At 44.8% G+C, this 24,917-nt stretch carries 25 protein-coding genes and 1 pseudogene; 12 read left to right on the top strand and 14 right to left on the bottom strand.

What is annotated here, in order from left to right; all coding sequences use genetic code 11:
* Nucleotides 1-4: 4 nt before the first annotated feature.
* The 4 genes from AOC29_RS10060 to AOC29_RS10045 all read right to left on the bottom strand — a co-directional run bounded on the left by AOC29_RS10060 (nucleotide 5) and on the right by AOC29_RS10045 (nucleotide 4,023).
* Nucleotides 5-841, bottom strand: coding sequence for an HlyC/CorC family transporter (locus AOC29_RS10060; protein WP_215295852.1), 837 nt, complete (start codon nucleotides 839-841; stop codon nucleotides 5-7).
* 37 nt (nucleotides 842-878) lie between these two features.
* A complete protein-coding gene (ybeY, locus tag AOC29_RS10055; protein ID WP_215295851.1) occupies nucleotides 879-1,358 on the bottom strand; it encodes an rRNA maturation RNase YbeY in 480 nt (159 codons plus the stop codon).
* Nucleotides 1,348-2,694, bottom strand: a complete 1,347-nt coding sequence (gene miaB, locus AOC29_RS10050; RefSeq protein ID WP_215295850.1) for a tRNA (N6-isopentenyl adenosine(37)-C2)-methylthiotransferase MiaB — start codon at nucleotides 2,692-2,694, stop codon at nucleotides 1,348-1,350. The genes ybeY and miaB overlap by 11 nt, the downstream gene beginning before the upstream one ends.
* A 66-nt stretch (nucleotides 2,695-2,760) precedes the next feature.
* The gene (locus AOC29_RS10045) at nucleotides 2,761-4,023 is read right to left on the bottom strand and encodes a putative Na+/H+ antiporter (protein ID WP_215295849.1); all 1,263 of its coding nucleotides are present in this window, start codon (nucleotides 4,021-4,023) and stop codon (nucleotides 2,761-2,763) included.
* A gap of 58 nt (nucleotides 4,024-4,081) precedes the next feature.
* On the opposite strand from AOC29_RS10045, the gene AOC29_RS10040 reads away from it, so the two are divergent.
* Both AOC29_RS10040 and AOC29_RS10035 read left to right on the top strand, forming a co-directional pair.
* Nucleotides 4,082-4,492, top strand: coding sequence for a rhodanese-like domain-containing protein (locus tag AOC29_RS10040; RefSeq protein ID WP_215295848.1), 411 nt, complete (start codon nucleotides 4,082-4,084; stop codon nucleotides 4,490-4,492).
* A 44-nt stretch (nucleotides 4,493-4,536) separates the two neighbouring features.
* The gene (locus AOC29_RS10035; protein WP_251369992.1) at nucleotides 4,537-4,929 is read left to right on the top strand and encodes an OsmC family protein; all 393 of its coding nucleotides are present in this window, start codon (nucleotides 4,537-4,539) and stop codon (nucleotides 4,927-4,929) included.
* A 56-nt stretch (nucleotides 4,930-4,985) separates the two neighbouring features.
* Here AOC29_RS10035 and AOC29_RS10030 read toward each other — a convergent pair whose 3' ends face one another.
* Nucleotides 4,986-5,273 (bottom strand): membrane lipoprotein lipid attachment site-containing protein, encoded by a 288-nt coding sequence (locus AOC29_RS10030; protein ID WP_251369991.1) that lies wholly within the window; start codon nucleotides 5,271-5,273, stop codon nucleotides 4,986-4,988.
* Between the two features lie 45 nt (nucleotides 5,274-5,318).
* Nucleotides 5,319-5,687 (bottom strand): Rap1a/Tai family immunity protein, encoded by a 369-nt coding sequence (locus AOC29_RS10025; RefSeq protein ID WP_215295847.1) that lies wholly within the window; start codon nucleotides 5,685-5,687, stop codon nucleotides 5,319-5,321.
* A gap of 137 nt (nucleotides 5,688-5,824) precedes the next feature.
* Between AOC29_RS10025 and AOC29_RS10020 the strand changes: the two genes are divergently transcribed.
* Nucleotides 5,825-7,027 (top strand): ammonium transporter, encoded by a 1,203-nt coding sequence (locus tag AOC29_RS10020; RefSeq protein ID WP_215295846.1) that lies wholly within the window; start codon nucleotides 5,825-5,827, stop codon nucleotides 7,025-7,027.
* A 65-nt stretch (nucleotides 7,028-7,092) separates the two neighbouring features.
* On the top strand, nucleotides 7,093-7,617 hold the full coding sequence (locus AOC29_RS10015; protein ID WP_215295845.1) for a gamma carbonic anhydrase family protein: 525 nt from the start codon (nucleotides 7,093-7,095) through the stop codon (nucleotides 7,615-7,617).
* A gap of 8 nt (nucleotides 7,618-7,625) precedes the next feature.
* Here AOC29_RS10015 and AOC29_RS10010 read toward each other — a convergent pair whose 3' ends face one another.
* From AOC29_RS10010 to AOC29_RS10000, 3 genes are read right to left on the bottom strand one after another with little or no spacing between them, the layout of a single operon-like run.
* Nucleotides 7,626-8,609 carry a tripartite tricarboxylate transporter substrate binding protein gene (locus tag AOC29_RS10010; protein WP_215295844.1) on the bottom strand — a complete coding sequence of 328 codons (984 nt, stop codon included), beginning with the start codon at nucleotides 8,607-8,609 and terminating at the stop codon, nucleotides 7,626-7,628.
* A 42-nt stretch (nucleotides 8,610-8,651) separates the two neighbouring features.
* Nucleotides 8,652-9,410: an SDR family oxidoreductase gene (locus AOC29_RS10005; protein WP_215295843.1), complete on the bottom strand. Its 759-nt coding sequence runs from the start codon at nucleotides 9,408-9,410 to the stop codon at nucleotides 8,652-8,654.
* Between the two features lie 49 nt (nucleotides 9,411-9,459).
* The gene (locus tag AOC29_RS10000) at nucleotides 9,460-9,924 is read right to left on the bottom strand and encodes an Lrp/AsnC family transcriptional regulator (protein WP_215295842.1); all 465 of its coding nucleotides are present in this window, start codon (nucleotides 9,922-9,924) and stop codon (nucleotides 9,460-9,462) included.
* A gap of 219 nt (nucleotides 9,925-10,143) precedes the next feature.
* Between AOC29_RS10000 and AOC29_RS09995 the strand changes: the two are divergent.
* The 3 genes and pseudogenes from AOC29_RS09995 to AOC29_RS09985 form a co-directional block, all read left to right on the top strand.
* Nucleotides 10,144-11,046, top strand: a pseudogene (locus tag AOC29_RS09995) (2-oxo acid dehydrogenase subunit E2); the annotation flags it as partial.
* Nucleotides 11,047-11,080: 34 nt separating this feature from the next.
* The gene (gene mdeB, locus AOC29_RS09990) at nucleotides 11,081-13,720 is read left to right on the top strand and encodes an alpha-ketoglutarate dehydrogenase (protein ID WP_215295841.1); all 2,640 of its coding nucleotides are present in this window, start codon (nucleotides 11,081-11,083) and stop codon (nucleotides 13,718-13,720) included.
* Nucleotides 13,721-13,787: 67 nt separating this feature from the next.
* Entirely contained in the window at nucleotides 13,788-15,125 is a 1,338-nt protein-coding gene (locus tag AOC29_RS09985) for an NAD(P)H-dependent oxidoreductase (RefSeq protein ID WP_215295840.1), read from the top strand.
* Between the two features lie 16 nt (nucleotides 15,126-15,141).
* Here AOC29_RS09985 and AOC29_RS09980 read toward each other — a convergent pair whose 3' ends face one another.
* Nucleotides 15,142-16,038 carry a LysR substrate-binding domain-containing protein gene (locus AOC29_RS09980; RefSeq protein ID WP_251369990.1) on the bottom strand — a complete coding sequence of 299 codons (897 nt, stop codon included), beginning with the start codon at nucleotides 16,036-16,038 and terminating at the stop codon, nucleotides 15,142-15,144.
* 150 nt (nucleotides 16,039-16,188) lie between these two features.
* On the opposite strand from AOC29_RS09980, the gene AOC29_RS09975 reads away from it, so the two are divergent.
* From AOC29_RS09975 to AOC29_RS09960, 4 genes are all read left to right on the top strand, one after another.
* Nucleotides 16,189-17,028 (top strand): class II aldolase/adducin family protein, encoded by an 840-nt coding sequence (locus AOC29_RS09975; RefSeq protein ID WP_215295838.1) that lies wholly within the window; start codon nucleotides 16,189-16,191, stop codon nucleotides 17,026-17,028.
* 44 nt (nucleotides 17,029-17,072) lie between these two features.
* Entirely contained in the window at nucleotides 17,073-18,629 is a 1,557-nt protein-coding gene (locus tag AOC29_RS09970) for a Rieske 2Fe-2S domain-containing protein (protein WP_215295837.1), read from the top strand.
* A 64-nt stretch (nucleotides 18,630-18,693) separates the two neighbouring features.
* The gene (locus tag AOC29_RS09965) at nucleotides 18,694-18,981 is read left to right on the top strand and encodes a 2Fe-2S iron-sulfur cluster-binding protein (protein WP_215295836.1); all 288 of its coding nucleotides are present in this window, start codon (nucleotides 18,694-18,696) and stop codon (nucleotides 18,979-18,981) included.
* Entirely contained in the window at nucleotides 18,971-19,915 is a 945-nt protein-coding gene (locus AOC29_RS09960) for a ketopantoate reductase family protein (RefSeq protein ID WP_215295835.1), read from the top strand. The genes AOC29_RS09965 and AOC29_RS09960 overlap by 11 nt, the downstream gene beginning before the upstream one ends.
* Here the strand turns inward: AOC29_RS09960 and maiA are convergent.
* Complete coding sequence (gene maiA, locus AOC29_RS09955; RefSeq protein ID WP_215295834.1) at nucleotides 19,908-20,576, bottom strand: maleylacetoacetate isomerase; 669 nt, start codon at nucleotides 20,574-20,576, stop codon at nucleotides 19,908-19,910. The two genes, AOC29_RS09960 and maiA, sit on opposite strands and share 8 nt — an antisense overlap.
* Before the next feature lie 89 nt (nucleotides 20,577-20,665).
* Here maiA and AOC29_RS09950 point away from each other — a divergent pair, with 89 nt between their 5' ends.
* Nucleotides 20,666-21,295, top strand: coding sequence for a trimeric intracellular cation channel family protein (locus AOC29_RS09950; RefSeq protein WP_215295833.1), 630 nt, complete (start codon nucleotides 20,666-20,668; stop codon nucleotides 21,293-21,295).
* Here the strand turns inward: AOC29_RS09950 and ggt are convergent.
* The 3 genes from ggt to AOC29_RS09935 are packed head-to-tail and all read right to left on the bottom strand — an operon-like array spanning nucleotide 21,282 to nucleotide 24,900.
* Nucleotides 21,282-22,880, bottom strand: coding sequence for a gamma-glutamyltransferase (gene ggt / locus AOC29_RS09945; protein WP_215295832.1), 1,599 nt, complete (start codon nucleotides 22,878-22,880; stop codon nucleotides 21,282-21,284). The genes AOC29_RS09950 and ggt overlap by 14 nt on opposite strands.
* 35 nt (nucleotides 22,881-22,915) lie before the next feature.
* On the bottom strand, nucleotides 22,916-24,361 hold the full coding sequence (locus AOC29_RS09940; protein WP_215295831.1) for a TRAP transporter large permease subunit: 1,446 nt from the start codon (nucleotides 24,359-24,361) through the stop codon (nucleotides 22,916-22,918).
* Nucleotides 24,358-24,900 (bottom strand): TRAP transporter small permease subunit, encoded by a 543-nt coding sequence (locus AOC29_RS09935; RefSeq protein WP_215295830.1) that lies wholly within the window; start codon nucleotides 24,898-24,900, stop codon nucleotides 24,358-24,360. Before AOC29_RS09935 ends, AOC29_RS09940 begins: the two co-directional genes overlap by 4 nt.
* Nucleotides 24,901-24,917: the final 17 nt, after the last annotated feature.

Raw genomic sequence — 24,917 nt, 5'->3', positions numbered from 1 at the left:
GTCCTTAGTCTGCTTTTTTAGCTTTTTGTCGCGCTAGTAGGATATGAATTTGCCGTGGATCGGCGCGCTGAACTTCGAATTCAATGTCATTCATCTCAATCAGTTCGCCTATCTTGGGAACGCGCCCTAAGTGCTGAATCACCAGGCCTGCAACAGTTTCGATATCTTCTTCAGCAAAGTGCGTGCCAAGGGCTTCATTCAGTTGCTCAAGTTCGGTAATACCTTTAACGCGAATATCACCATTATCTAAGGAGATAATATTATCGGCCTCTTCGTCGATATCGTGCTCATCTTCAATATCACCAACAATTTGCTCTAGTACATCTTCGATCGTGATGATGCCTGCAATCCCGCTGTATTCATCTACTACAACAGCTAAGTGATTTCGATTGTCTTTGAAGTCGCGCAATAGAACACTCAAACGCTTAGATTCGGGAATAAATACTGCAGGGCGCAACCAATCACGCACCTGAAAATCTTTTTCAGTGGAATGACGTAATAAATCTTTGGCTAACAAGATGCCAATGACATTGTCACGGGATCCTTCAAAAACAGGAAAACGAGAGTGAGCTGCTTCAATTGCGATCCTTACAATTTCAGGTAAGGGTTGACTGATATCGACCCAGTCGATTTGGGCGCGCGGGACCAAGATATCTCGCGCACACAATTGACCCACCTGAAATACACCCTCAATCATGGAGAGAGCATCGGCATCAATTAAGCCTTCAGTTTGTGCTTCGCGCAGCGTTTCAATGAGTTCTTGACGGCGTTGGCTAGGGCTAGTTGGCTGAGGGGATAAAAAATCAGCCAGGCGATCTAAGAGGGATTTGGGGTCAGGCATATTACAAGAATAGCTTAGAAAGATGTCGGAGTAAAAATTAGGTCGCTAAATAAGGGTTCGGAAAACCCAATTTTTTAAGAAGGCTAATTTCTATAGCCTCCATCTTATTGGCGTCCTTTTCTGCCTCATGATCGAACCCCTGAGCATGAAGGCAGCCATGAACTACTAAATGCGCTAAGTGCGCTTTCAATGTTTTTTCTTGTGCTTTAGCCTCTTTCTGGATCACTGGCAGGCAAAAAATAATATCCGCTGCAACACTATTTTTAGAGCACTCGTAGGGAAAAGTCAGTACATTGGTTGCGTAATCTTTTTGACGATATGCAGCGTTCAGTTTTTTACCTTCCGCAGTATTCACAAACCGCAGTGTTAGTAGTCCCAAGCTATTCGTAGTGATCTTGACCCATTTTTTAATGATTGCAGAAGATACCACTTTCACCAAGGCAGATTCAATTGCTGGGCTTGCATACTGAATCTCTATATCGAGCTTGGAAGTTTTTAATTTGGTATTAGTTTGCATGAGCTTCTACCAGTTCACCTCTTAAAGTGTAGTTGAGGACTTCAGTAATTTGAATATCCACCATTTGACCAATCAAAGACCCTATCTCTTGCTTGGGGGCGGTAAAGTGAATTACCCGATTATTTTCTGCGCGGCCTTGCAAATTGACCCCGTCCTTCGCCAATCCTTCGATTAATACTTTTTCAGTATTGCCCAACATTTTTTGACTAATCTGATGAGCTTGGCCTTCGATCACAGCAAGCAGTGTTTGTAAACGTTTGAGCTTGACCTCATAAGGAGTGTCATCAGTTAAGTTCGCTGCCGGGGTGCCAGGCCTTGGGCTAAAGATGAAGCAAAAGCTGTTATCAAATTCGAGTTCTCGAACCATCTTTAAAAGCTTCTCAAAGTCTGCATCCGTTTCCCCTGGAAACCCCACGATAAAATCGCTAGATAAAGTGAGGTCAGGGCGAACAGCACGCATTTTTCGAATAATGCTTTTGAATTCCAAGGCTGTATAGCCGCGCTTCATTGCGGATAAGATCGTGTCTGAAGCATGTTGCACTGGTAGGTGTAAGTGGCTTACAAGCTTTGGCACCTTGGCGTAAACATCAATCAAGCGCTGTGTAAATTCTTTTGGGTGGCTGGTAGTAAAGCGAATTCGTTCAACTCCAGGAATCTCTGCAATATATTCAACTAAAAGGGCAAAGTCAGCAATCTCTTCTGTGTGACCCATTCTGCCAAGATAAGCATTGACGTTTTGGCCAAGCAAGACAATCTCTTTAACGCCCTTGCTCGCAAGTCCAGCGACTTCGGCAAGTACATCATCGAATGGTCTAGAAACTTCTTCTCCACGGGTATAGGGAACGACACAATAGCTGCAATACTTTGAGCAGCCTTCCATTATAGATACGTAGGCAGAGCCCCGAGTCTGACGCGAGGCAGGGAGATGATCAAACTTTTCTATCTCTGGAAAAGAAATATCCACCTGAGAAATACCGGTTTTACGACGTTGCGCAATCAGGTCAGTTAATCGATGTAAAGTTTGCGGACCAAACACCACATCAACATAGGGTGCGCGACTCACAATTTGTTGACCTTCTTGGCTAGCTACGCAACCGCCAACTCCGATGAGCAATTCAGGCTTTGTTTTTTTAAGCTCGCGTAAGCGACCGAGATCAGAAAAGACTTTGTCTTCCGCTTTTTCTCGAATCGAACAGGTATTTAAGAGCACGACATCTGCATCTTCAGGAGAGTCTGTCATGACCATGCCTTCATCAGCATGCAGGAGGTCTGCCATCTTGCCCGAGTCGTACTCGTTCATTTGACAGCCAAAGGTTTTGATATAGAGCTTTTTCATATGCCGTTCTCAGGTTTATAACTGGGGGCGAAGCTCAGATTTTACTGTGGAAGTGCTTTGCTTTACCTATAAGAGGCGAAATGCTGCAATAGCGACTAATGTGGGTGGTAACGCAGCAAGCAGTAAATAAAGTGCTGAAACGGCGCCCCCCGGAAAGTAACTGCGCAATATCGCAATACCCGCTGGATTTGGGGCATTGGCAATGACTGTGAGACCGCCGCCAGCAACAGCACCCCCTACTAAGGCTAATTTGAATTCGAGTGAGGTACCTGTCACTAGTGAACCTAAGTAAGTTAATGCCGCGTTATCGGTAATCGCAGTTAAGGCTAGGCTTCCATAAAACACTGCTGTAGGGCTCATCATTTCCAGAATGGGTTGTAACCACCATCCTTGAAGAGCCCCTAAGACAACCAATCCCGCCAAGAAAAATCCAACTAGGAGCGCTTCTTTGATAATGAGTGGGCTTTGATGTTTTGGATAGGCTGTAGTGAAGCCAATAAAAAATAATAAGAGCCACATAAAAATAATAGGATCGTGTGCAAATACGACTACGCCTAGTAAAAAGAGTAGGTGCATCGTAATGACGACAACTGGAATCTTGATAGGTTTATGAGACTCGTTTGGTTCAATTAGTTGTTTCTGAAATAAGAGTGTTGCGCCAAGAGCGTTGATAAAAATCGCAACACAAGATTCAAAACCAAAATGCGTGAACATGAATGCAGAACTCCAACCCCAGGTTGAGGCAACCATGAGTACTGGTGGCGCAGCAAAGTTAGTCAGTGTTCCACCAATCGAAATGTTCACAAACAGTACCCCTAGGGTCCCAAACAGCAAGGCCTTCGAGCACTGGTGGCGGTATACCAAATCGCGCAGCAAAAAAGCTGCCAAGGTCATCGCTGCCGGCTCAGTAATGAGAGAGCCCAAGAGCGGCGTGATCCCTAGAGTCAGAAAATAAAGGGTTGGAGCGCTACGAGTGCGTAGTAAGACTTGCATACCTTTGGCAATGGTATGCAAGAGTTGTGTCGAAAAATACAAAATGGGTTTACTGCCAGCCACAATCATGATGGCAAAGACAAACAACGGCTCTGTAAAGTTACGTTGATCTAAATAGGTTTTTGCAGCGCCTAAATGATCGATAAAAGATATGTAGATAATGAGAACGGCAGCCCAAAAGCCGAAGACAATTTCTACCTCGCCCAGGAGATGCCAAAGACCAGCATGTTTCGGGATGGTTTTAGCGAGAGATTCAAAATAACTAGTACAAAAGGTGTGCAAGACTGCGATTGCAAAAATAATACTTGCACCAAGTTCTGTGAGAGTAAAGTTCATAGGAGAATGTTAGCAGGTGACCAAGCAATACAAAACATTGGCACTTTAGGAGATTTTGGTGAAATTAAAGATTGGATATCAGGCTCTGATTAATAGCGCTATGGCGCAAATTGAAACAGTTCCTTTGGATCAGGCGCAAGAATTATTGTCGGATTCCGATACGGTATTTGTGGATATTCGTGATGTAAGAGAGCTCGAGCGAGAGGGCATGATTCCCAATGCTTTGCATGCTCCACGGGGAATGTTGGAATTTTGGGTTGACCCCGATAGCCCTTATTACAAGCCTATTTTTGGCGAAGGCAAACGACTGGTTTTATATTGTGCTTCTGCCTGGCGCTCAGCCTTAGCGACCGAGACTTTGCAAAAAATGGGCGTACCCAATGTGTGCCATCTGGAGGGCGGATTTAGTTCTTGGAAGAAAGCTGGGTTACCTACTGTCGAGAAGATCAGCAAACCCCATACAAGTTAAATCATTTTTTAAAAAATCAATATTCAGTTAATCAATTTGGAGAGATGATGAGAAAAGTAGTATCCCAGTTTGGCGATGGCCCGTTGCAACAAAAATTGACTACCGGCGACTTGCATTTTTTATCTGATGCTTACGTGACTCATGGTGGCAATGAAACTGGCCCTACCCCCCATGAGTATTTAGGTGCCGCTTTGGCTGCCTGCACGAGCATGACACTCAAAATGTATTCAACGCGAAAGTCGATGAATTTAGAGAATGCGATTGTGACAGTCGATATTGAGCGAGTAGATGATGTTGAAATATTGATTCGCGACATCCAGTTGCAAGGCAATCTGAGCGCAGAAGAAAAAGAACGATTAATAGAGATCGCTAATAAATGCCCAATTCATAAGGCCTTGGCTGGCGATATCCAAATAAAAACCCAGCTGGTAAATTAATACAAGCTGGGCAGTGTGTGCCTTGAAGTTGCTAAGGCGATAGCTAGATAACGAAGTTAGTTAGGCGCATTAGCCGGCTTATTATTTTTACCAGCATTGTATCCAGAGTTATATTCAGATGCTTGTTCTTTCTTATAAGCGTCATAAACATAACCAGATGCAGCGCCAACAGCTGCACCACCAACTGCACCCCAGATCGGATTGCCGTGGAAAATAGCGGTGCCAACTGCACCAGCAGCTGCACCAATACTTGCGCCGGATAGGGTGCGTTGTTCAGTGTTGCTCATATTTGAACAACCGGCAATTACGAGAGTTGCTACAGTAATCGCGATAATTTTTTTCATATCAACAGATCCTTTAAATTAATTTTTAATTGAAGAGTGCTCGGATTATTTTTTGGCGCATGGAAAGCGTGCAGCTAAAAAGCCCAAGAACACGCCTGCTGCTGGTTTATCAGCAGTTTGTTGATGCTCTTGTCCAAATTTGACGAAATCAGCAATCACTTCATCGCGTGATGGAGCAGGTTGCTTCAAGCAAATAAAAGGTTGTGCGCGTTGTGGATGACGTGTAGCCAGGTAAGTGTCATAAATTGCGGTGGAGTAGCCAATACAGAAGCTACGGGATTCTGGGCTAGCAGGTAATTTGCAAACGTTTATAAGTTCTTGGGTACTCAGTAACTTTACGTTGGCGTTAGATTGAGCTTGTACTAGGCCAGAAAATGCCGCAAAAGCAGCTAAAAAAACGAGGACTTTCTTCATGGGTTCTCCCTTGAGTGTATGTAAAACCATCATAAACCATAAATATACCTAATTTATGCACTAAATAAGTGCAATTTGCACCTATTTAGATTTTTTTGTTCCCCATAATGATGCAAAAAATAGAAGGGGAAAATCACATGGAAATTTTGAAATCAGGTACTGATGCTTTGTTTATTTTGCTCGGCGCGATCATGGTTCTTGCCATGCATGCTGGCTTTGCCTTCTTAGAACTCGGAACGGTTCGTAAGAAGAATCAAGTGAACGCTTTAGTAAAAATTTTGGTCGACTTTGCTGTTTCGACCATCGCTTACTTTTTTATTGGCTACAGCATTGCATACGGTGTGAGCTTTTTCTCCGGCGCTGAATTACTAGCTGAGAAAAATGGTTATGAGTTGGTAAAGTTTTTCTTCTTATTAACTTTTGCTGCTGCAATTCCAGCAATTATTTCAGGCGGTATTGCTGAGCGCGCTAAATTTAATCCACAGCTAATCGCAACATTTGTATTGGTGGGTTTTGTGTATCCCTTCTTTGAGGGTATTGCTTGGAATCAGCACTACGGTATTCAGGCTTGGATCAAAGGCTTGACCGGTGAGGAGTTCCACGACTTTGCTGGCTCTGTTGTAGTCCACGCAGTTGGTGGTTGGATCGCTTTGCCGGCAGTAGTTCTCTTGGGCGCGCGACGTGGTCGCTATACCAAAGAGGGTCAAATCTCCGCACATCCACCATCTAGTATTCCTTTCTTGGCATTGGGTGCTTGGATTTTGGCGGTAGGTTGGTTTGGTTTTAATGTGATGAGTGCGCAAACAATCGACAAAATCAGTGGTTTAGTTGCTATGAACTCTTTGATGGCAATGGTCGGCGGCACCCTTGCTGCATGGGTAGTTGGACGCAACGATCCTGGCTTTACCTATAACGGACCTCTTGCAGGTTTGGTAGCAGTATGTGCCGGATCCGACTTAATGCATCCGGTTGGTGCTTTAGTGGTTGGCCTAGTTGCAGGCGCCTTGTTTGTCTATATGTTTACCTTGGTACAAAACCGCTGGAAGATTGATGACGTACTCGGCGTCTGGCCTTTGCATGGATTATGTGGCTTGTGGGGTGGTCTGGCTGCTGGCATCTTTGGTGCCAAGGCATTGGGTGGAATTGGCGGAGTAACTTTTACGGGTCAGCTGATTGGCAGTGTCTTAGGGGTTGGTATCGCTGTGATCGGTGGCATCTTAGTTTATGGAACCTTAAAAGCTGTCCTTGGAATTCGGATGTCACAGGAGGAAGAATTTGAGGGGGCTGACTTAAGTGTGCATCGTATTTCTTCTACTCCGGATCGTGAGCCGAACTGGTAATTCTTTTGCAGCAAGTGATAGCTTTAGTCTTTTATATATAGCCTGATTCATACCTATAATGAGTCATGGCTATATATGAACTAGACGGAAATGCCCCTCAATTAGCGGAAGGTGCTTGGGTTGCTGAGAGCGCGGAAGTGATTGGTAGGGTTGAGCTTCATCAAAGCGCTAATATTTGGCCCAAAGTTGTGATCCGCGGCGATAACGATCTGATTCAAGTTGGTGAAGGCAGTAATGTGCAAGATGCATCAGTACTTCATACAGATCCTGGCTATCCTCTCTTGATTGGCAAGAATGTGACTGTGGGTCACCAAGTGATGCTCCATGGCTGCAGTATTGGTGATGGCAGCCTAATTGGAATTGGCGCAGTAATTTTGAATGGCGCCAAGATTGGTAAGCATTGTTTGGTTGGTGCTGGTGCCTTAGTTACTGAAGGTAAAGAATTTCCAGATGGCTCGATGATTATTGGCTCTCCTGCTAAAGCAGTGAAAGTCCTCACGCCAGAGCAAATTACAAGTATCGGCGAAATCGCTGGACGCTATGTAAAAAATGCACAGCGTTATATTAAGACGCTCAAAAAAATTGATTAAGTTTTGAACTATTCAACGCTGAGCTTTAGTTCTTTAGCCAAATTACTGTAGTCAACAATTTCTTTGCTGATGCGTACCTTCAGTTCGGCTGGGGTGCTTGGCATTGGTTCAATGCCAAGTGCTTGCAATTGTTTGCGCATCTCTGGGTCACTTAGCACCGTCACAATTGCTCGATTGAGTTTATCGGTGATTGCTTGATCGGTGCCTGCGGGCGCCATTAATCCATTCCAAGTGCCCACGTCGATTGCTATTCCAGACTCAATTAAGGTGGGCACATTTGGTAGGGTGCTAGAACGTTTTGCAGTTGTCACGGCCAATGCTTTTGTTTTTCCATCCTTGATATGAGGCAGGGCGGATGGAATCGTATCAAACATGACCGATATTTGACCGCCAAGCAAATCAACTACAGCAGGAGCACTACCGCGATACGGTATATGAGTTAAGCTGGCGCCCGTTTTAATTTTGAACATCTCTCCAATAAGGTGATGTGCAGACCCCGGTCCAACTGAAGCGTAATCATATTTATCGGAATTTACTTTGCTTAGGGCAACTAATTCTTTGATGTTATTTGCTGGAATGGATGCATTTACCACTACAACATTGGGAATCATTCCTACCGTTCCAATCGGAATCAAATCCTTATCAATACGGTAATTGAGTTTTGGGAAAACGGATTGAGCAATCGTGAGATGTAAGGTTCCCATCAGTAGCGTGTATCCATCAGGTGCAGCTTTTGCAACAAAATCTGCGCCAACTGTACCGGAGGCGCCAGATTTATTCTCGATTACAATCAATTGCCCGAGTACTTTTCCGAGGGCTGGGCCGAGATTACGCGCCATTGCATCAGTGCTACCTCCCGCAGGGAAGGGGATAACCAGTTTTATCGAGCGATTTGGATAATCATTATCTGGGGCAGAGATAGCATGAAAACTGGGTAAGAGTGTGGCAGCAATTACCAGGGAAAGTACCTTACGACGATGCGAGTTTTTCATGACTTATCCCTGCTAATGATCATTTGAGCCACGGTAATTTAATTAACCTCTGCCAACAAAAGGCATGTTGGTAGCCATGATTGTCATTGAGAGAATATTGCTCTCTAGTGGAAGTTGGGCCATGTGTAGAACAGCTTCTCCAACATGGTCAACATCCATGCGCGGCTCAACTTTAATTGATTGATCGGCCTGCATGATTCCGGCAGCCATACGCTCAGTCATTTCGGTTGCTGCATTGCCAATATCAATTTGACCGCAAGCAATATTAAATGGGCGGCCATCAAGCGAAATTGTTTTTGTTAAGCCGCTAATCGCATGTTTAGTGGCTGTATAGGGCGCTGACATTGGTCTTGGTGCATGTGCGGAGATTGAGCCATTATTAATAATTCTGCCACCTTGAGGCGATTGCGCTTTCATCATCCGAATTGCTTCTTGAGAACACAAGAATGCGCCGCAGAGATTTGAATTCACCACATTCATCCACTGCTCATATGTCAAGTCTTCCATCGGAATTGCTGGGGCGCCAATACCTGCATTATTAAAAAGCACGTCAATGCGTCCAAAGCGTTTTTTTAGAGCGGCGAATAATTTCTTGACTTGGTCAGGCTGTCCAACATCGCAAGTGATCGCAAGGCAGTTTTCGTTTGTTCCGCCAATATCGATAATTGCCTTTTCTAGTTTCTCTAGATTGCGCCCAGTGAGAACGACCTGATAGCCTCCTTTAAGAAGCGCTTTAGCTGCTGCCCTTCCAATGCCTACTCCTGCTCCAGTGACGAGTGCTACTTTATTTTTTTGTGGCATTACTTTCTTTCTTAATAGTGTCTCAGATAAATTCTATATTGCCCTACTTTTACTTTGGTAATGGTAAGGCAGTTTTATAGCGTACTTGTTTTAAGGCAAAGCTAGAGCGAATTTTTTCAATCCCAGGGATAGGCGTTAATTGCTCCAGGATAAATTTTTCCAATGCACCCATATCAGCTACTGCCACCCGGATAAGATAGTCACTATCACCAGTCATCAGATAGCATTCCATAACCTCATCGTGTTCAGAAATGCGTTGTTCAAATGCAGCCAACGCTTCTTTAGACTGCTCTTTCAGGCTAATAGAAATAAAGACATTTAAGCCAAGCCCTAAAGCCTTGGGGTCTGCCAGCGCAACATAGTTTCTGATGACACCTTTATCTTTCAATGCTTTGACGCGCATGAGGCACGGTGATGGGGATAAGTGAACCCGCTTAGCTAGCTCCACATTGCTATGGGAGCTATCATTCTGGAGCTCGTTCAAGATTCTGATATCTATGGGGTCTAGCTTCATAAAATTCCTCAAAAATTACTAATATCAGCATATTATGCTGAAAATTAGGATTTATAGCTCATTATTGGCATCCTATTTTGCCTGTAATCCAACACAATTAAGTCATTGAAACACCCGTGAATGGTTGGAGGGGTTGTGGGTATTGAGATTGCGTTTCCTGGAGTTGAGAATTTGCTACAAATTGAAAGGGATCAAGCCGCTGCTGGGCCCGAGTTTTGGGCCGGCCCATCCACCAGAAAATTTGCACGTGAATTTGGTGTCGATATTGGGCAAGTTCGCGGTAGTGGCCAAAGAGGTCGAGTTACCAAAGAAGATGTTCAGCAATTTATCAAGCACTCCATGTTGGCAAGAGAGAGTGTTCCTTCTCAAGTGAGTCATGGCATTGCAGGTTTTAATCTTCTGCCTTGGCCAAAAGTAGACTTTACAAAGTTTGGAGAAATAGAACGCCAAGCTCGCAGTCGCATTCAGAAAGTTTCAGCTGCCAATCTAGCGCGTAATTGGGTCATGATTCCGGCAGTAACCTATCACGATGATGCTGACATTACTGATTTGGAAGAGTTTCGTGCCGCATTAAATAAAGAGAATCAAAAAGATGAAGTAAAAATTACTTTGTTGGCATTCTTAATCAAAGCCGTAGTTGCTGCTCTCAAGCAGTACCCCACATTGAATTCTTCGCTTGATGGCGAAGATCTTATTTTGAAAAAGTATTTCCATATCGGCTTTGCAGTAGATACCGCAGGCGGTCTCGTCGTACCCGTGATTCGTAATGCCGATCAGAAAGGCATTCGCGAGATCGCCAAAGAGACTGCTGGGTTAGCCCTGCTGGCTCGAGAAGGAAAGCTAAAGCCGGATCAGATGCAGGGCGCTTCTTTTACGATCTCTTCATTGGGCGGTATTGGTGGTACCTACTGCGCTCCCATTGTGAATGCACCCGAAGTAGCTATTTTAGCGGTGAATAAGTCCGCCATAAAGCCTGTGTGGGATGGTTCGCAATTTGTTCCACGTTTGATCTGCCCGCTGTCCATGACCGCTGATCATCGCGTCATTGACGGCGCCTTAGCAACGCACTTCACTACCCATCTCACCCAATTATTGGGTGATTTTCGTAAGGTGATGTTATGAATTTAGAACATAAAAAGTTACAGAGGAATTTTTCATGAACGCTCCCGATATCAAAAAATATTTAAATCTAGAGCACATCGACACTGATCCTGCAGAAACCGCGGAGTGGAATGAGGCCTTTATGGATTTGCTCGCTTCAGGCGATAGTGCGCGGGCTAAATTCATTCTGGATAATTTAGTAAAGCTGGCTAATAAAAATCAAATTAATTGGGTGCCTGATTTAGTCACACCTTATATCAACTCGATCCCTGTGGATCAGCAGCCTCCTTTTCCAGGAGATCTTGCGATTGAAGAAAAGCTGGCTTCACTCATGCGGTGGAATGCGCTGGCAATGGTCGCGAAAGCAAATGAAGCCTATGGTGAATTGGGTGGTCACATTGCAAGCTATGCTAGTGCAGCAGATTTGTTTGAGGTTGGGTTTAATCATTTTTTCCGCGCAAGGACTGAGGGCGGTGATGCTACTGAGCGTGGAGACTTGGTTTTCTTTCAGCCACATAGTGCTCCAGGAGTGTATGCCCGCGCCTATTTAGAGGGACGACTTACTGAAAATGATCTTGCCCATTACAGACGCGAGATTACTGCGCCTGAATCAGGAGCAAGAGGTTTATCAAGCTATCCACATCCTTGGTTAATGCCAGATTTTTGGCAGTTTCCAACAGGCTCAATGGGGATTGGTCCGATTAGCTCGATTTATCATGCGCGTTTTATGCGCTACCTCAGTGATCGTAAATTACTAGATTGCTCAACTAGAAAAGTCTGGGGTGTATTTGGTGATGGCGAGATGGATGAGCCAGAAAGTATGAGTGCTCTCACATTAGCCTCTAGAGAAAAGCTGGATAACTTAGTTTGGGTGGTCAATTGCAATCTACAACGTTTGGATGGCCCAGTACGTGGCAACGGCAGAATTATTGATGAGCTCGAAAAACTGTTTAGAGGTTCTGGTTGGAACGTTATCAAATTAGTTTGGGGTAGTGATTGGGATGGGCTTTTTGCAAGAGATACTACCGGAGCGCTAGTCAAGGCTTTTGCACAAACTGTCGATGGACAAATGCAAACATTTGCAGCAAAGGATGGCAGCTTTAACCGCAAAAATTTCTTTGGACAAAATGAAGAATTAGCACGCCTTGCTCAAGGAATGACGGATGAGCAAATCGATCGACTGAAAAGAGGCGGTCATGATTTAGTCAAAATCCATGCAGCCTATCAAGCCGCTGCCAACCATGTAGGTCAACCTACCGTGATCTTGGCCCATACTAAAAAAGGGTATGGTATGGGTAATGCTGGTCAAGGAAAAATGACTACCCATAGCCAGAAAAAGTTAGATGATGAGGCTTTGATCGAATATCGCAATCGCTTTAACTTACCATTGACCGATGAACAGGCTACTAACCTCACTTTCTTTAGGCCTGATGAGAATAGCGAGGAGCTCAAATATCTAAAAGATCAGCGCAATCAGCTTGGCGGACATCTACCTAAGCGCTATTCAGAATGCGACAAGCTCAATGTGCCTGATATCACTTCATATGCAGCTTTTGCCATCAAGGCTGAAGATAAAGAGATGTCCACAACGATGGCTTTTGTGCGCATGCTTGGAAATTTGCTAAAAGATAAACAGTTGGGACCTAGAGTGGTACCCATTGTTGCAGATGAAGCGCGCACATTTGGTATGGCCAATCTATTTAAGCAGGTTGGTATTTACTCCAGTGTTGGCCAACGCTATGAACCAGAAGATATTGGTTCCGTGCTTAGTTATCGCGAGGCATTGGATGGACAAATTTTGGAAGAGGGTATTAGTGAGGCGGGAGCCATTGCAAGCTGGACTGCTGCAGCAACTAGCTATAGCGTCCACGGAATTGCAATGTTGCCTTTTTATATTTATTACTCGATGTTTGGCTTTCAGAGAATTGGCGACGCCATTTGGGCAGCAGCAGATCAACGCGCTAGAGGATTTTTGTTGGGCGCAACCTCTGGTAGAACAACATTAGGTGGCGAAGGCCTACAGCACCAAGATGGTAGTAGCCAACTCGTTGCTGCAACCATTCCGAATTGCAAGGCATATGATCCTGCTTTTGCTGGCGAGTTGGCGGTGATTGTGGATCAAGGTATGCGGGACATGCTAGTTGATCAAAAAGATTTGTTTTATTACATCACCCTTATGAATGAGAACTACGCCCAACCTGATTTGCCTGAGAAAGTAACTGAGGGCGTTATTCGTGGGTGCTATAAGTTCAAGACAATGAAGGCCGCCAGGGGTGATGGTAATTCTTATGTGAGTTTGCTAGGTTCCGGTGCCATCATGACCGAGGTATTAAAAGCGGCAGAGATGCTTGTTCATTCTGGAATCCATGTTGATGTATTTAGCGTGACTAGTTGGAGTGAGTTAGCAAGGGATGGTAAGGCAAAAGAGCAAGCAAGACTTTCAGGTGAGGCTGATGTTGAGCAGGCATTTATTAGCCAGGTTCTAGCACAAGGTCACGGCCCAATTATTGCGGCAACTGACTATGTCCATGCTTTACCAGAAAGCATACGTGCCTATATTCCAGAAGATAGAAGTTACATCACGCTCGGTACGGATGGTTTCGGTAGAAGTGATACAAGAGCTGCCTTACGTGAGTATTTCGGCGTCAATGCAAATAGCATTTATAAGGTAGCGCAAGCATCATTGAAAAAATAATATTTACTCTTGATGCCTTATGATGACTTCACTATTTTTGATTACTGAATTTACTGGAGATTTTTAGATGTCCCTGATTCAAAAGCTCAAAGCACGCGCTGCTAACAATAACCCCGTGCGTGTAGGCATCATTGGCGCTGGTAAATTTGGCTCCATGTATCTCTCGCAAGTACCGCGTACTCCAGGCATTCATTTGGTTGCGGTGGCTGACCTTTCTCCTGCGCGCGCCAAAGAATCGCTGGCTAGGGTAGGCTGGGATGCACCTCGCTATAGCGCTACATCATTGCAAGATGCTGCTAAGTCGGGCGCCACTTTTGTGACTGATGATGCAGAAAAAATGATCGCTAGTGAGCACATTGATATTGTGATCGACTCTACAGGCAGCCCTGCTGCTGGTATTCGACATGCCCTACTTTGTTTTGATCATTGTAAGCACATCATTATGGTCAATGTAGAAGCAGATGTTTTAGCGGGACCATTACTGGCACGCAAAGCAGCAGAGGCGGGCGTGATTTACTCGATGGCTTCTGGAGATCAGCCTGCTCTTATTGCGGAGCTGGTGGATTGGGCAAGAACGATTGGCTTAGAAGTGGTGTGTGCAGGTAAAGGCACTAAATATTTACCTGTCTATCATCAGTCCACACCCGATACCGTTTGGGGTCACTATGGATTTTCTGAGGAGCAAGTTGCTGGCGGTGACTTCAATGCGCAAATGTTCAATTCTTTTTTGGATGGCACAAAATCTGCGCTGGAAATGGCTGCAGTATCAAACGCTTGCGACTTAAATCCGCCAAGCAATGGATTAGAGTTTCCACCTTGCGGAGTAGACGACTTGCCACATATTTTCCGACCGATTTCCGAAGGTGGGATCCTGACTCAAAAAGGAACTGTTGAGGTGGTATCTTCAGTTGAGAGAGATGGGCGTCCGGTATTTAGGGATTTACGTTGGGGTGTTTTTGCAGTGTTTGAAGCGCCCAGTCAATATGTGATTGATTGCTTCTCACAATACGGCCTAAAAACAGATAACACCGGTAAATATGCAGCGATGTATAAGCCTTATCACTTGATCGGTCTGGAGTTGGGTATTTCAGTAGCCAGTATTGCGTTACGTGGAGAGGCTACTGGAGCGACTGGCGATTGGAAGGGTGATGTAGTGGCTACCGCTAAGCGTACGCTCAAAGCGGGCGAGAAGTTGGATGGAGAGGGTGGCTTCACTGTCTACGGAAAACTGATGACTGCCTCAGATTCATTAAAGCTCGGAGCTCTACCTATTGGTTTGGCTCACAACATGGTGTTGAATAAAGATATTCCAGTAGGAAAGCCAGTGTGCTGGAGTGATGTAGATTACGATGCCACTAAGCAAGCCATTCAATTTCGTCGTGAAATGGAAAAAGTGTTTAGCTAATAAATGAGCCATTACTTTAGCTTGTAGCAACACCAGCCTTAATGCATATCCAGTCTTTGAAGACTTTAATTTTTTGACTGTTTTTAGTATTTGACCGATAGGATAAAAAATGGGTTCTATCGGTAGTCGGTAAAAAGATACCTTTGCCCAGTTCCACAAGCTCTCCACGCGATAGTTCTCTTTCGGCAAAGCGCACACTCTCAAGCACGGCACCGATGCCATCTACTGCAGCCGATACAGAAAGGGCTGCACGATCAAATGACATCTTCCGTGTCGATGGGTTTTTGAGATGATTAATCTCAAACCATTGCTCCCAGGTATGGTGATTAAGTGAAGACTCAATCAAGGTTAATTTACTCATCAATTCTTCTACTGGAATTCTTGGGTCAATTAATTCAGGGGAACATAGTGGCGCAATGTTTTCTTCTCCTAAAGATAGGGAAGTAATTCCTGGGCCTTCATGAGTCGATTGATAAGAGATGGCAATATCAATTTCTTGATTGCGCAAAAGGTCAATGGGCTCAGCTCCGGAAGTGAGTCGAATAGTGATATCAGGATTGTCTTTAATGAACTCTGGCAGTCTTGGGCTGAGCCACTTGGCTGCAAAACTGGGTGAGCAGTGCAAGGCAAGAACTTGTGAATTTGGAGCAAGCGTTACTTCATTGCATGCTGCTTCAATGACATCAAATACTCTGGAGAGTGAATCTAATAAACGCCGCCCTTCAGCTGTCGGCTCAACTTTACGGTTCTTTCGCAAAAATAGCGGCTTACCAAAATAGTCTTCAAGCTCTTTAATTTGATGGCTAATGGCTGACTGAGTGAGATGTAGCTCATGAGCAGCCAAAGTAAAGCTTTCGAGGCGTGCAGCCGCTTCAAAAGCTCGCAAAAGTACATAATTTGGTATTTTTCTCATGTAAATAGAATATACATGATTTTCATTCATCTATTCATGAATGGTTATCGTTTGTCAAAACCCTCGGGAAAGCCGATGATTACGGCTTGGTTATAGTTTGAGTGTTCTCAAAACACCAAATTCGCTTCAATTACAGAAAAAGGAATTCACATGGCTGAGGTAATGGAGAAAGAACGTAAATTGGACTTGGGCGACAGAGAGTCTATTTATCAACCTGAAGACAAATCCCAGATTTTTCCCTACCAAGCAAAATTCAATAGTTTTGCTGAGGAACGTCAGCATCTCAAGGAGCGATTGGTTGCTGCTTGCCGAGCATTCGCCTTAGAAAAGTTTGATTATGGATTTGCAGGACATTTAACTGTGCGTGATCCGGAACATCCAAATCTGTACTGGACGAATCCAATGGCAGTGCATTTTGATCAAGTAAAAGTGTCTAACTTAATCTTGGCAGACCATGAAGGCAATATTTTGGAGGGTAAGCATGCATTGAATCGTGCTGGATTTGTATTGCACGCAGCAGTTCATGAAAAACATCCCGATATCGTGGCTATGTGTCATGCACATACAGTCTATGGCACAGCCTTTGCGGCACTAGGTAAACCATTGGATCCAATCTCTCAAGATGCCGCAGCATTCTTTGAAGACCATATGGTTTTAGCGGAACAGGCTGGTCAAGTAGCAGTTGAGGATAATTCTGGCTACAACGTAGCAGGTTCTTTGAAAAAAGTGAAAGCGATTATTCACCGTAATCATGGCTTGTTAACAGTAAGTCGTCATAGTATTGAAGCTGCAGCGTTCTGGTTTATCGCTTTAGAGCGTTGTTGTAAGCAGCAGATGATGGTTGAGGCTACAGGTGTTAAGCCTGTGTTGCTATCGCCAGAAACTGCACGCTACAGCCGTGAACACGTGGGCAGCGAATATATTGGTTGGTTACATTTCCAGCCAATCTGGGGTTATCTAAAAGAAAACCAGCCAGATATGTTTGATTAATTGAACAGTTTTAGATATAGCTAGTTACAACAGGAGTCTCAGTAATGACAAGTAAACAGGAACAAGCGGAGAAAAAGGTCGGCGCATCCGCAGGATCTGCAACGCCTAAGAAATTAGTTCCTTATGGTGGCTACTACACCAATAAAGTTCCAGGGCATGATCCCGAGCTTACAGAAGTTGGTCCCGGTACACCCATGGGTGAGTATATGCGTGGTTTTTGGCATCCGGTATGCATGTCAATTGAATTGACTGACACTCCAAAATTTTTAACCATCTTAGGTGAAGAGTTAGTGGCGTTTCGTGATGGTAGCGGAAGCGTGGGTGTATTGCATGCCCATTGCGTGCATCGTGGTGCTTCACTTGAATATGGGCAAATTCAAGAACACGGTATTAAGTGCTGCTATCACGGTATGGTGTTTGATGTGGACGGTACTTGTTTGAATGCACCCTTCCCTAAGGGCGAGGAAGCTGAAGCAGAAAAATATGCTTGCTCGATTCAGCAAGGTGCTTACAAAGCATTTGAAAGAAATGGTTTGGTATTTGCATATATGGGGCCTCCCGATAAAGAGCCACCATTTCCAGAGTGGGAGTCTGATTTCACGGTAGCCCCCGGGGATGAACTGGTGCCCTATAGCAACTTCCAGCACTGTAATTGGTTACAAGTGCAAGACAATGCTGCCGATAATTTCCATACAGCAGAATTGCATGCTGCTAAGAATGTAGTTGGTGGCCATTTTCAAGGTACAACATTTGACGAAGTGGGCTCCCCAACGATGGAAGTACACCCTGATATGCAGTTTGTGCCCATTCATGGTGGCAGAGGCTTAGCTTGTTCAGGTGCGCGTCGTGTTAATAACGACAAATTATTTATTCGCGTTCAGCACCAGGTATTACCAAATCTGAGCTTGCATGCCTATACCTCTGAAGATGGCTCCAATAAAAAATTATTTAGTCGTTTCCATATCATCCGTTGGACAGTTCCAGTCGACGACTTTAATAGCAAGATGATTGGCTGGCGCGTGATGGGCCCTGGTATTGATACTCGCGGTATCGGACAAAAAGAGCTGGTCGGATATGAATCAATCGACTTTTTGGATGGCCAAGTTGCCTTGAGAAGGGCTGAGCGTTTTGGCAATCACACGATTAACGATATTGTAGATATTCCAGCAGACCATAGGGCGCGATCTAATTACAAGATGGCTCAATATGCGCCTGGTGATTACGAGGCCATCATTAGTCAGAGACCAATCGCTATTCATGCGCTTGAGAATCCAACAAAGTTTGATGCAGGCCCTTATTTATTTAGGAAGATGTTGCGTGATGCCGTTCGCGGCTCTAATCCAGCGGCAAGCGCAGAAGCCTTTGCTGAGTGGTTAAAGGAGTTGAATGGTGCACCCAATAGTTATTGCTCAGGTAATGTATTTGAGTTGCCAATTGGCGCCACGACTGAAGAAGAAGTAGCGCAAAGACGCTTTGTTGCAAAGAGTGTGATTGCCATTCTCACCGAAAGCGAGCAGTACAAGGGTAAAGAGCGCTCTGACTTTGTGAAGCAAAAAATGGAAGAGCTTGAGCAAACTGCCAAAGCACAGTTTAAGCATTAATCTATAGATCAGAAGAGATGGGCTGCAATCGTAGCCCATTCTTGATGTGGAGTGAGACAAAAAAGTGAATAAAATTTCCAGCACGGACTCTGAAGGGCTAGTGATTGAGGTTCAGAGTACTGGCCAAAAAATAAATGTCACGCGAGACGAGTCTATTATCGATGCTTTGGCAAGATCAGGCATTGAGATACCGACTTCTTGCCAATCAGGTTTATGTGGTACATGTAAGACAAGATATATCAGTGGTGATGTAGAGCACGGAGATTGTATTTTGAGTGATGCCGAGCATCAGGAGTACTTAACTCCCTGTATCTCTCATATCAAAATCGGAACACTGGTCCTTGATTTATAAAACACAAAGTAATCAAAAAATATACGTCTTAGGTGCGGGTGCAGTAGGGTGTTACTTTGGTGGCATGTTAGCCCGTGCACATCATGATGTTACTTTTATAGCCAGGCCTGAGCGTGCCACGGCCCTCAATGAATCTGGCTTGCAGATGGATTGCAAAGCATTTCATGAAACGATTGCGGTCAAAGCAAGCTCTGATCTTGCTATTCTGAGTGATGCCGATTTAGTTTTACTCAGTGTGAAGTCGCTCGATACAGAACGCACGCTTGCAGAAATTAAATCAATTTTGCCAAGTAAGGCAGTAATCCTCAGTTTGCAAAATGGGGTGGCCAATATTGATATTGCCACCAATATCTTTGTGAATCCGGTTTATGCGGCGGTGGTCTATGTTGCTGCAGGGATGATTGATCAAAGAACTATGAAACATCATGGTAGAGGTGAGTTGCTGATTGGTGATCCATCAAACACCGTTCCTCAAGGCGATCAAGGGCTTCTAGAGATTTGTAAGTTATTTGAAGGGGCAAAGGTTCCGTGTTCGATTGCGCCGCAGATTAAAAGAGATATGTGGCTCAAGTTTTTGGTGAACTGTTCTTTCAATGCGATTTCTGGGGTTGGTCAGATTACTTATGGGGAGATGGTGAAGTCTCCTGGCATTGTGAAACTGATTGAAGAAATTACCAAAGAGTTTCTTGCGATTGCTGAGCTTGAAGATGTCAATATCACGATGTCAGAGGCACTTGCGGCAAATGCTTCTATTGCTAGCACTATGGCTACTCAGGTTTCCTCAACTGCCCAGGATCTGGCTAGAGGAAAAATGACAGAGATTGATTTCTTAAATGGCTATATTGTCGAGCTAGGTAAGCAGCATGGAATTACGACGCCGTATAACGAATCTGTTCATGCCTTAGTCAAGATGATGGAATCACCAATCAAATAGAGGGGTTTGGCCCTTCTGCATCAATTTGTTTCTCCCATGAAGCATCTATAAACGCAGGTAAATTCATGCACTCATGGAAGATTTTCATGAGAGTAGGGTATGGGCTCATATCTATCTTGGTGCTTAAGGCATTAAATATTTGCGGCACTAAACAAATATCAATCAGGCCAGGTTGATCACCAAAAGCAAAACGCCCAAGGCGTGGATCATTACATAATTGTTTTTCAACGCTGGCAAGCCCTAACTTGATCCAATGTTGATACCAGGCATCCTTTACTTCATTACTGGCGCCAACTTGTTTAATTAAGTAGCGTAGTACTCGTAAATTACTAATGGGGTGAATATCAATAGCGATATCCATCGCCAAGGAACGTACCCAAGCGCGATCGATCGGTGAACTTGGTAGCAAAGCCGGTTGAGGCGCAACTTCATCAAGGTACTCAATGATGGCAAGTGATTGATGGATGCTATTTTTTCCATCATCAAATAAGGGTACAAGGCGATTGGGGTTTTTACTTGCATATACCTCAGATAGTTGCTCGCCACCATTTTTATTTAGGTGTACTGGCAGCACTTCATAGTCCACACCTTTGATATTCAATGCGATACGAACACGGAAGGCAGCAGAGCTACGCCAATAGCTATAGAGCTGGGGTTTCATGGAGATGCTTTCGTTGTATTCATGGCTAACAGTATATTCATGAGGCAAATTGGCGAGAAGGGTCTTTCATTTGCTTTAGACTATTTCTTATGTACGAAATTCATTTTTGGATTGGCATCATTGCAACCATGGCCTTTGCGGTCACTGGCGTATTGGCTATAGCCGATCGTGGAGTTGATCTTTTTGGTGTTTTAGTACTTGGTTTGATCACTGCAATAGGCGGGGGGACTATTCGAGACATTATCTTGGAAGCCCCCATCTTTTGGTCTGAAGGACAGATTTATGTTTGGCTTGCATTGGGTGCGAGCGTATTGACATTTTTTGCTGAGTCTTTTTTTACCCAACCACAGATATATCGCTGGATGTTGTATATCGATGGTTTTGGTGCTGCCCTATTTGCGATTCAGGGGGCAGACAAGGCCTGGGGTATGGATTTTGGCTTGCCTGTTGCGCCTGTCATCTTGGGGGTGATTACGGCAATTGGCGGTGGCTTAATACGCGACGTATTGGCCGGTAGAAAAACACTGATCATGTCTCATGAGCTCTATGCGATTCCGGTAACACTGGGTTGTTGTGCCTATGTGCTGGTATTGAACTTCATACCTCAGTATGCGATTGAGGGTTCCGTACTTTGTATGTTGGGAATCTTTGGTTTACGCGCAGCCGCTATTTATTGGGATCTGCGCGTACCCAAAATATGGATTACTAAAACGCGCTAACGGCACCGTCGCTGCGAGGATCCCAGCCCCCGCGGAGAGTGCCAGATGGTTCGCGAATGATGCAACCTGCGTGACCTACGGTTTCATCAAAAGCATCAAGCATTTCAATTTCATGACCCATCGCATGTAATTCTTTTGCAACCCATGGGCTAAAGCGAGATTCTAATTTTAGGCTATCGCTAGTTTGGCCCCAAGTTCTACCTAGTAGCCAGCGTGGACGACTAATCGCATCTTGTGGATCCAGTCCATACGTTGCTGTGCGAGTAAATACGGCACATTGAGTTTGCGGTTGACCATCTCCACCCATCGTTCCATAGACCATCGAGCGGCCATCTTTAAATAGAGCCATCGCAGGATTGAGTGTGTGAAAAGGTTTGCGATAGGGTTCGAGATGATTGAGCGTCTTGGGATCTAAAGAGAAACTGCAACCTCGGTTTTGCCAATTCACTCCTGACTGAGGCAACACAATGCCAGCGCCAAACTCGTGATAAATGCTTTGAATGAAAGAGACGCAGTTACCGTCACCATCAATCACGCCCATCCAGATTGTGTCGGCTGGTCCCTTGCCTTGACCCCAGGGTAAAGCTTTGTTTGGATCTATATTTTTAGCTAACTTTTTCAGAAATGCTGGCGATAAAAAAGACTGCGCATTTTTTGTCATGTAAGCGGGGTCAGTGACAAACTGATCTCGAATCTTAAACGCTTGCTTAGTCGCTTCAACGCAATGATGAACATATTCAGTGCTATCGACCTTGAAGCGCTTGAGATTGAGTTGATCCAAGATGCCGATGATCATGAGTGACACAACACCTTGGGTAGGCGGTACCATATTGTAGACATTACCCAGGCTGTGTTTAAGTTCCAGCGGATCAATGAGTTTGGCGCGATGACGATGTAGATCGCTTAAACGTAGGGGGCTACCAATATCAGTGAGTTCTTTGCCTAACAAATCTGCAAGATCGCCACGGTAAAAATCATCTGTTCCTTTGGTGGCAATTTGCCGTAAGGTTTTAGCTAGGCGCGCTTGTTTAAAGATACTGCCCACAGCTGGCGCTTTGCCATTCACTAAAAATGTTTTAGCAAATCCTGGAATGGGATTGAGCTCTTCACGCTTTTTAGCAGTTAGGTTTGATTGGCTATAAGTTACTGGTACGCCTGCTTCAGCGTAATGAATCGCATCCGCTAGCAGACGCGATAAAGGGATCTTTCCGCCAAGACCTTGTTTTGAGAGTTTGTGCGCAGCACCCCAACCAGAGATGGTGCCGGCAACGGTGTTTGCTGCTACTGGCCCACGAAAAGGAATCGCTTTGGTAATGCCACGCTCCGCATACCACTGCTTGCTTGCTAAGCCAGCTGCCGCACCACAGGCATCAATACTGCCCATGGCTTTGCCTGGTGAATGGATCACCCAAAAAGAGTCGCCACCAATGGAATTCATATGTGGGTAGACAACAGCAATGGTTGCTGCTGCAGCTACCATTGCCTCTAATGCATTACCACCTTCACGAAGAACTGCTAAAGCTGATTCAGAAGCGAGGGAGTGCGGCGCTACCGCCATCCCCTGAATGCCCCACTTTGCTTGCATTGCAAAACCCCTCTATTTTTTCTACTGCTTTTATATTATTTATTTTCTCGCAATTGTCGCTCGATCTCTGAACTAGAGTCTACTGTGATCTCATTTTGTTCTACGCCAGCCAATGGATCAACGGAGGGACCATTGGCATCAAAGACGGCAGCTGGCTTATCAACAAAGTAGGTCACTGTTTCTGGGATGAAGATGATGATGGCTACCAGAATCAGTTGCAAACCAACCCAAGGCAGGGCCCCATAGTAAATATCAGAGCTCTTGAGTGATTTTGGTGCTACCCCTCGCAGGTAAAACAGCGCGAAGCCAAATGGAGGATGCATGAATGAGGTCTGCATATTGGCGCCGAGAAGTACGCCAAACCAAATTAGGTCAATGCCAAGCTTTTCTGCAACTGGAGCCAATAATGGAATGATGATGAAGGCGATTTCAAAATAGTCTAGGAAGAAGGCTAAGAAGAAGACAAACAAGTTCACCACAATCAAGAAGCCTACTTGACCGCCTGGTAGACCTGATAAGAGATTCTCAATCCAGAGGTCCCCATCAACGCCGCGGAATGCTAAGCCAAATACCGTAGAGCCAATCAGAATGAAGATCACCATGGCATTGATGCGCATCGTGGAAGTCATTGCCTCCCAGACTAGCGGTTTCTCTAGGCGCTTATTCATGGCAGCGAGAACTAAAGCTCCTACAGACCCCATGGCTCCGCCTTCAGTAGGCGTAGCCAGACCCATCAAGATGGTTCCCAATACTAAGAAGATGAGTGCGATTGAGGGAACAATGCCCCACAAGATTCGCTTGAATAATTTCCAGTCAATTTTTGGACGCGCTTCAGGTGGAAGTGCTGGCACATCTTGCGGTCTAAAAATAGATAAAAAGAAAATAAACAAACAGAACAGCACTACTTGAATGATGGAAGGTCCAATGGCGCCGGCATACATATCGCCAACCGACTTACCTAACTGGTCAGCCAACACAATCAATACGAGTGATGGTGGGATAAGTTGAGTAATGGTTCCAGAGGCTGCAATCACACCCGTTGCAACACGCGGGTTATAACCGTAGCGCAGCATGATTGGCAGAGAGATTAAGCCCATCGCAATTACTGATGCAGCAACAGTCCCAGTAATCGCACCCAGAATCGCACCAACAATGATGACGGCATACGCTAGACCACCACGGATTGGGCCAAACAATTGACCCAAACCTTCGAGCATGTCTTCTGCTAACCCGCACTTCTCCAGAATTGCACCCATGAAGGTGAAGAAGGGAATGGAGAGTAATAAGTCATTCGAGAGAATGCCAAAGACTCGGTCTGGTAGCGCTTGCAAGAAAGTGGGCTGAAACATGCCCATTTCGATGCCGATAAAAGAAAAGAATAAGCCAACAGCGCCAAGCGAAAAGGCGGCTGGATATCCAAGCAATAAAAATACAATCAAGCCCCCAAACATGATGGGGGCCATCAATTCATGGCTAATCATTGGAGCGGTCTTTCGTACTTAGGATCGATTTGAATCATGCCAATAATGGCAGCGTAGCGTTTGATAATTTCTGAGATACCTTGGAGTGTTAATAAGAAAAAGCCCAAAGTAATCACGCCACGCACTGGCCAACGAATCAAACCACCAGGATTGCTCGAGGTTTCATTTTGAATTACCGAGGTAATAAAAAATTCCCAAGAGTAGTAACCAATGATGATTGTTACCGGTAAGAAGAAAACAATGCCACCCCAAAAGTCTAACCAGAGTCGAAATTTGTTAGGGTACATTGCATAGAGCACGTCTACTCGCACGTGTTCATTGAGACGAAAAGTTGTTGCAGCACCAAACATCACCATACCGGCGAATAAATACCACTGCGCTTCAAGCCAGCCATTGGAGCTGACATTGAAGCCATACCGAATCAGCGCATTTCCTGTGCTGACCAGTACAGCTATCAATACCATCCAACTCGCTAATACACCAAAACGGTCATTTAAACGATCAACGAAACTTGCAAAAACTAAAAATTGTTTTGGCATATCAGATTCTCAATAAG

It is taken from the genome of Polynucleobacter sp. JS-JIR-5-A7, from assembly GCF_018687935.1.
In the GTDB taxonomy this organism is placed as follows: Bacteria; Pseudomonadota; Gammaproteobacteria; order Burkholderiales; family Burkholderiaceae; genus Polynucleobacter.
Note: the sequence above shows the minus strand (reverse complement) of the source record. Positions and strands in the feature narration are given on the sequence as shown.

Coding starts and splice junctions, on each gene's coding strand:
- AOC29_RS10060 (WP_215295852.1), bottom strand. CDS start 841: ATGCCTGACCCCAAATCCCTCTTAGATCGCCTGGCTGATTTTTTATCC.
- ybeY (WP_215295851.1), bottom strand. CDS start 1,358: ATGCAAACTAATACCAAATTAAAAACTTCCAAGCTCGATATAGAGATT.
- miaB (WP_215295850.1), bottom strand. CDS start 2,694: ATGAAAAAGCTCTATATCAAAACCTTTGGCTGTCAAATGAACGAGTAC.
- AOC29_RS10045 (WP_215295849.1), bottom strand. CDS start 4,023: ATGAACTTTACTCTCACAGAACTTGGTGCAAGTATTATTTTTGCAATC.
- AOC29_RS10035 (WP_251369992.1), top strand. CDS start 4,537: ATGATGAGAAAAGTAGTATCCCAGTTTGGCGATGGCCCGTTGCAACAA.
- AOC29_RS10030 (WP_251369991.1), bottom strand. CDS start 5,273: ATGAAAAAAATTATCGCGATTACTGTAGCAACTCTCGTAATTGCCGGT.
- AOC29_RS10025 (WP_215295847.1), bottom strand. CDS start 5,687: ATGAAGAAAGTCCTCGTTTTTTTAGCTGCTTTTGCGGCATTTTCTGGC.
- AOC29_RS10020 (WP_215295846.1), top strand. CDS start 5,825: ATGGAAATTTTGAAATCAGGTACTGATGCTTTGTTTATTTTGCTCGGC.
- AOC29_RS10015 (WP_215295845.1), top strand. CDS start 7,093: ATGGCTATATATGAACTAGACGGAAATGCCCCTCAATTAGCGGAAGGT.
- AOC29_RS10010 (WP_215295844.1), bottom strand. CDS start 8,609: ATGAAAAACTCGCATCGTCGTAAGGTACTTTCCCTGGTAATTGCTGCC.
- AOC29_RS10005 (WP_215295843.1), bottom strand. CDS start 9,410: ATGCCACAAAAAAATAAAGTAGCACTCGTCACTGGAGCAGGAGTAGGC.
- AOC29_RS10000 (WP_215295842.1), bottom strand. CDS start 9,924: ATGAAGCTAGACCCCATAGATATCAGAATCTTGAACGAGCTCCAGAAT.
- mdeB (WP_215295841.1), top strand. CDS start 11,081: ATGAACGCTCCCGATATCAAAAAATATTTAAATCTAGAGCACATCGAC.
- AOC29_RS09985 (WP_215295840.1), top strand. CDS start 13,788: ATGTCCCTGATTCAAAAGCTCAAAGCACGCGCTGCTAACAATAACCCC.
- AOC29_RS09980 (WP_251369990.1), bottom strand. CDS start 16,038: ATGAGAAAAATACCAAATTATGTACTTTTGCGAGCTTTTGAAGCGGCT.
- AOC29_RS09975 (WP_215295838.1), top strand. CDS start 16,189: ATGGCTGAGGTAATGGAGAAAGAACGTAAATTGGACTTGGGCGACAGA.
- AOC29_RS09970 (WP_215295837.1), top strand. CDS start 17,073: ATGACAAGTAAACAGGAACAAGCGGAGAAAAAGGTCGGCGCATCCGCA.
- maiA (WP_215295834.1), bottom strand. CDS start 20,576: ATGAAACCCCAGCTCTATAGCTATTGGCGTAGCTCTGCTGCCTTCCGT.
- AOC29_RS09950 (WP_215295833.1), top strand. CDS start 20,666: ATGTACGAAATTCATTTTTGGATTGGCATCATTGCAACCATGGCCTTT.
- ggt (WP_215295832.1), bottom strand. CDS start 22,880: ATGCAAGCAAAGTGGGGCATTCAGGGGATGGCGGTAGCGCCGCACTCC.
- AOC29_RS09940 (WP_215295831.1), bottom strand. CDS start 24,361: ATGATTAGCCATGAATTGATGGCCCCCATCATGTTTGGGGGCTTGATT.
- AOC29_RS09935 (WP_215295830.1), bottom strand. CDS start 24,900: ATGCCAAAACAATTTTTAGTTTTTGCAAGTTTCGTTGATCGTTTAAAT.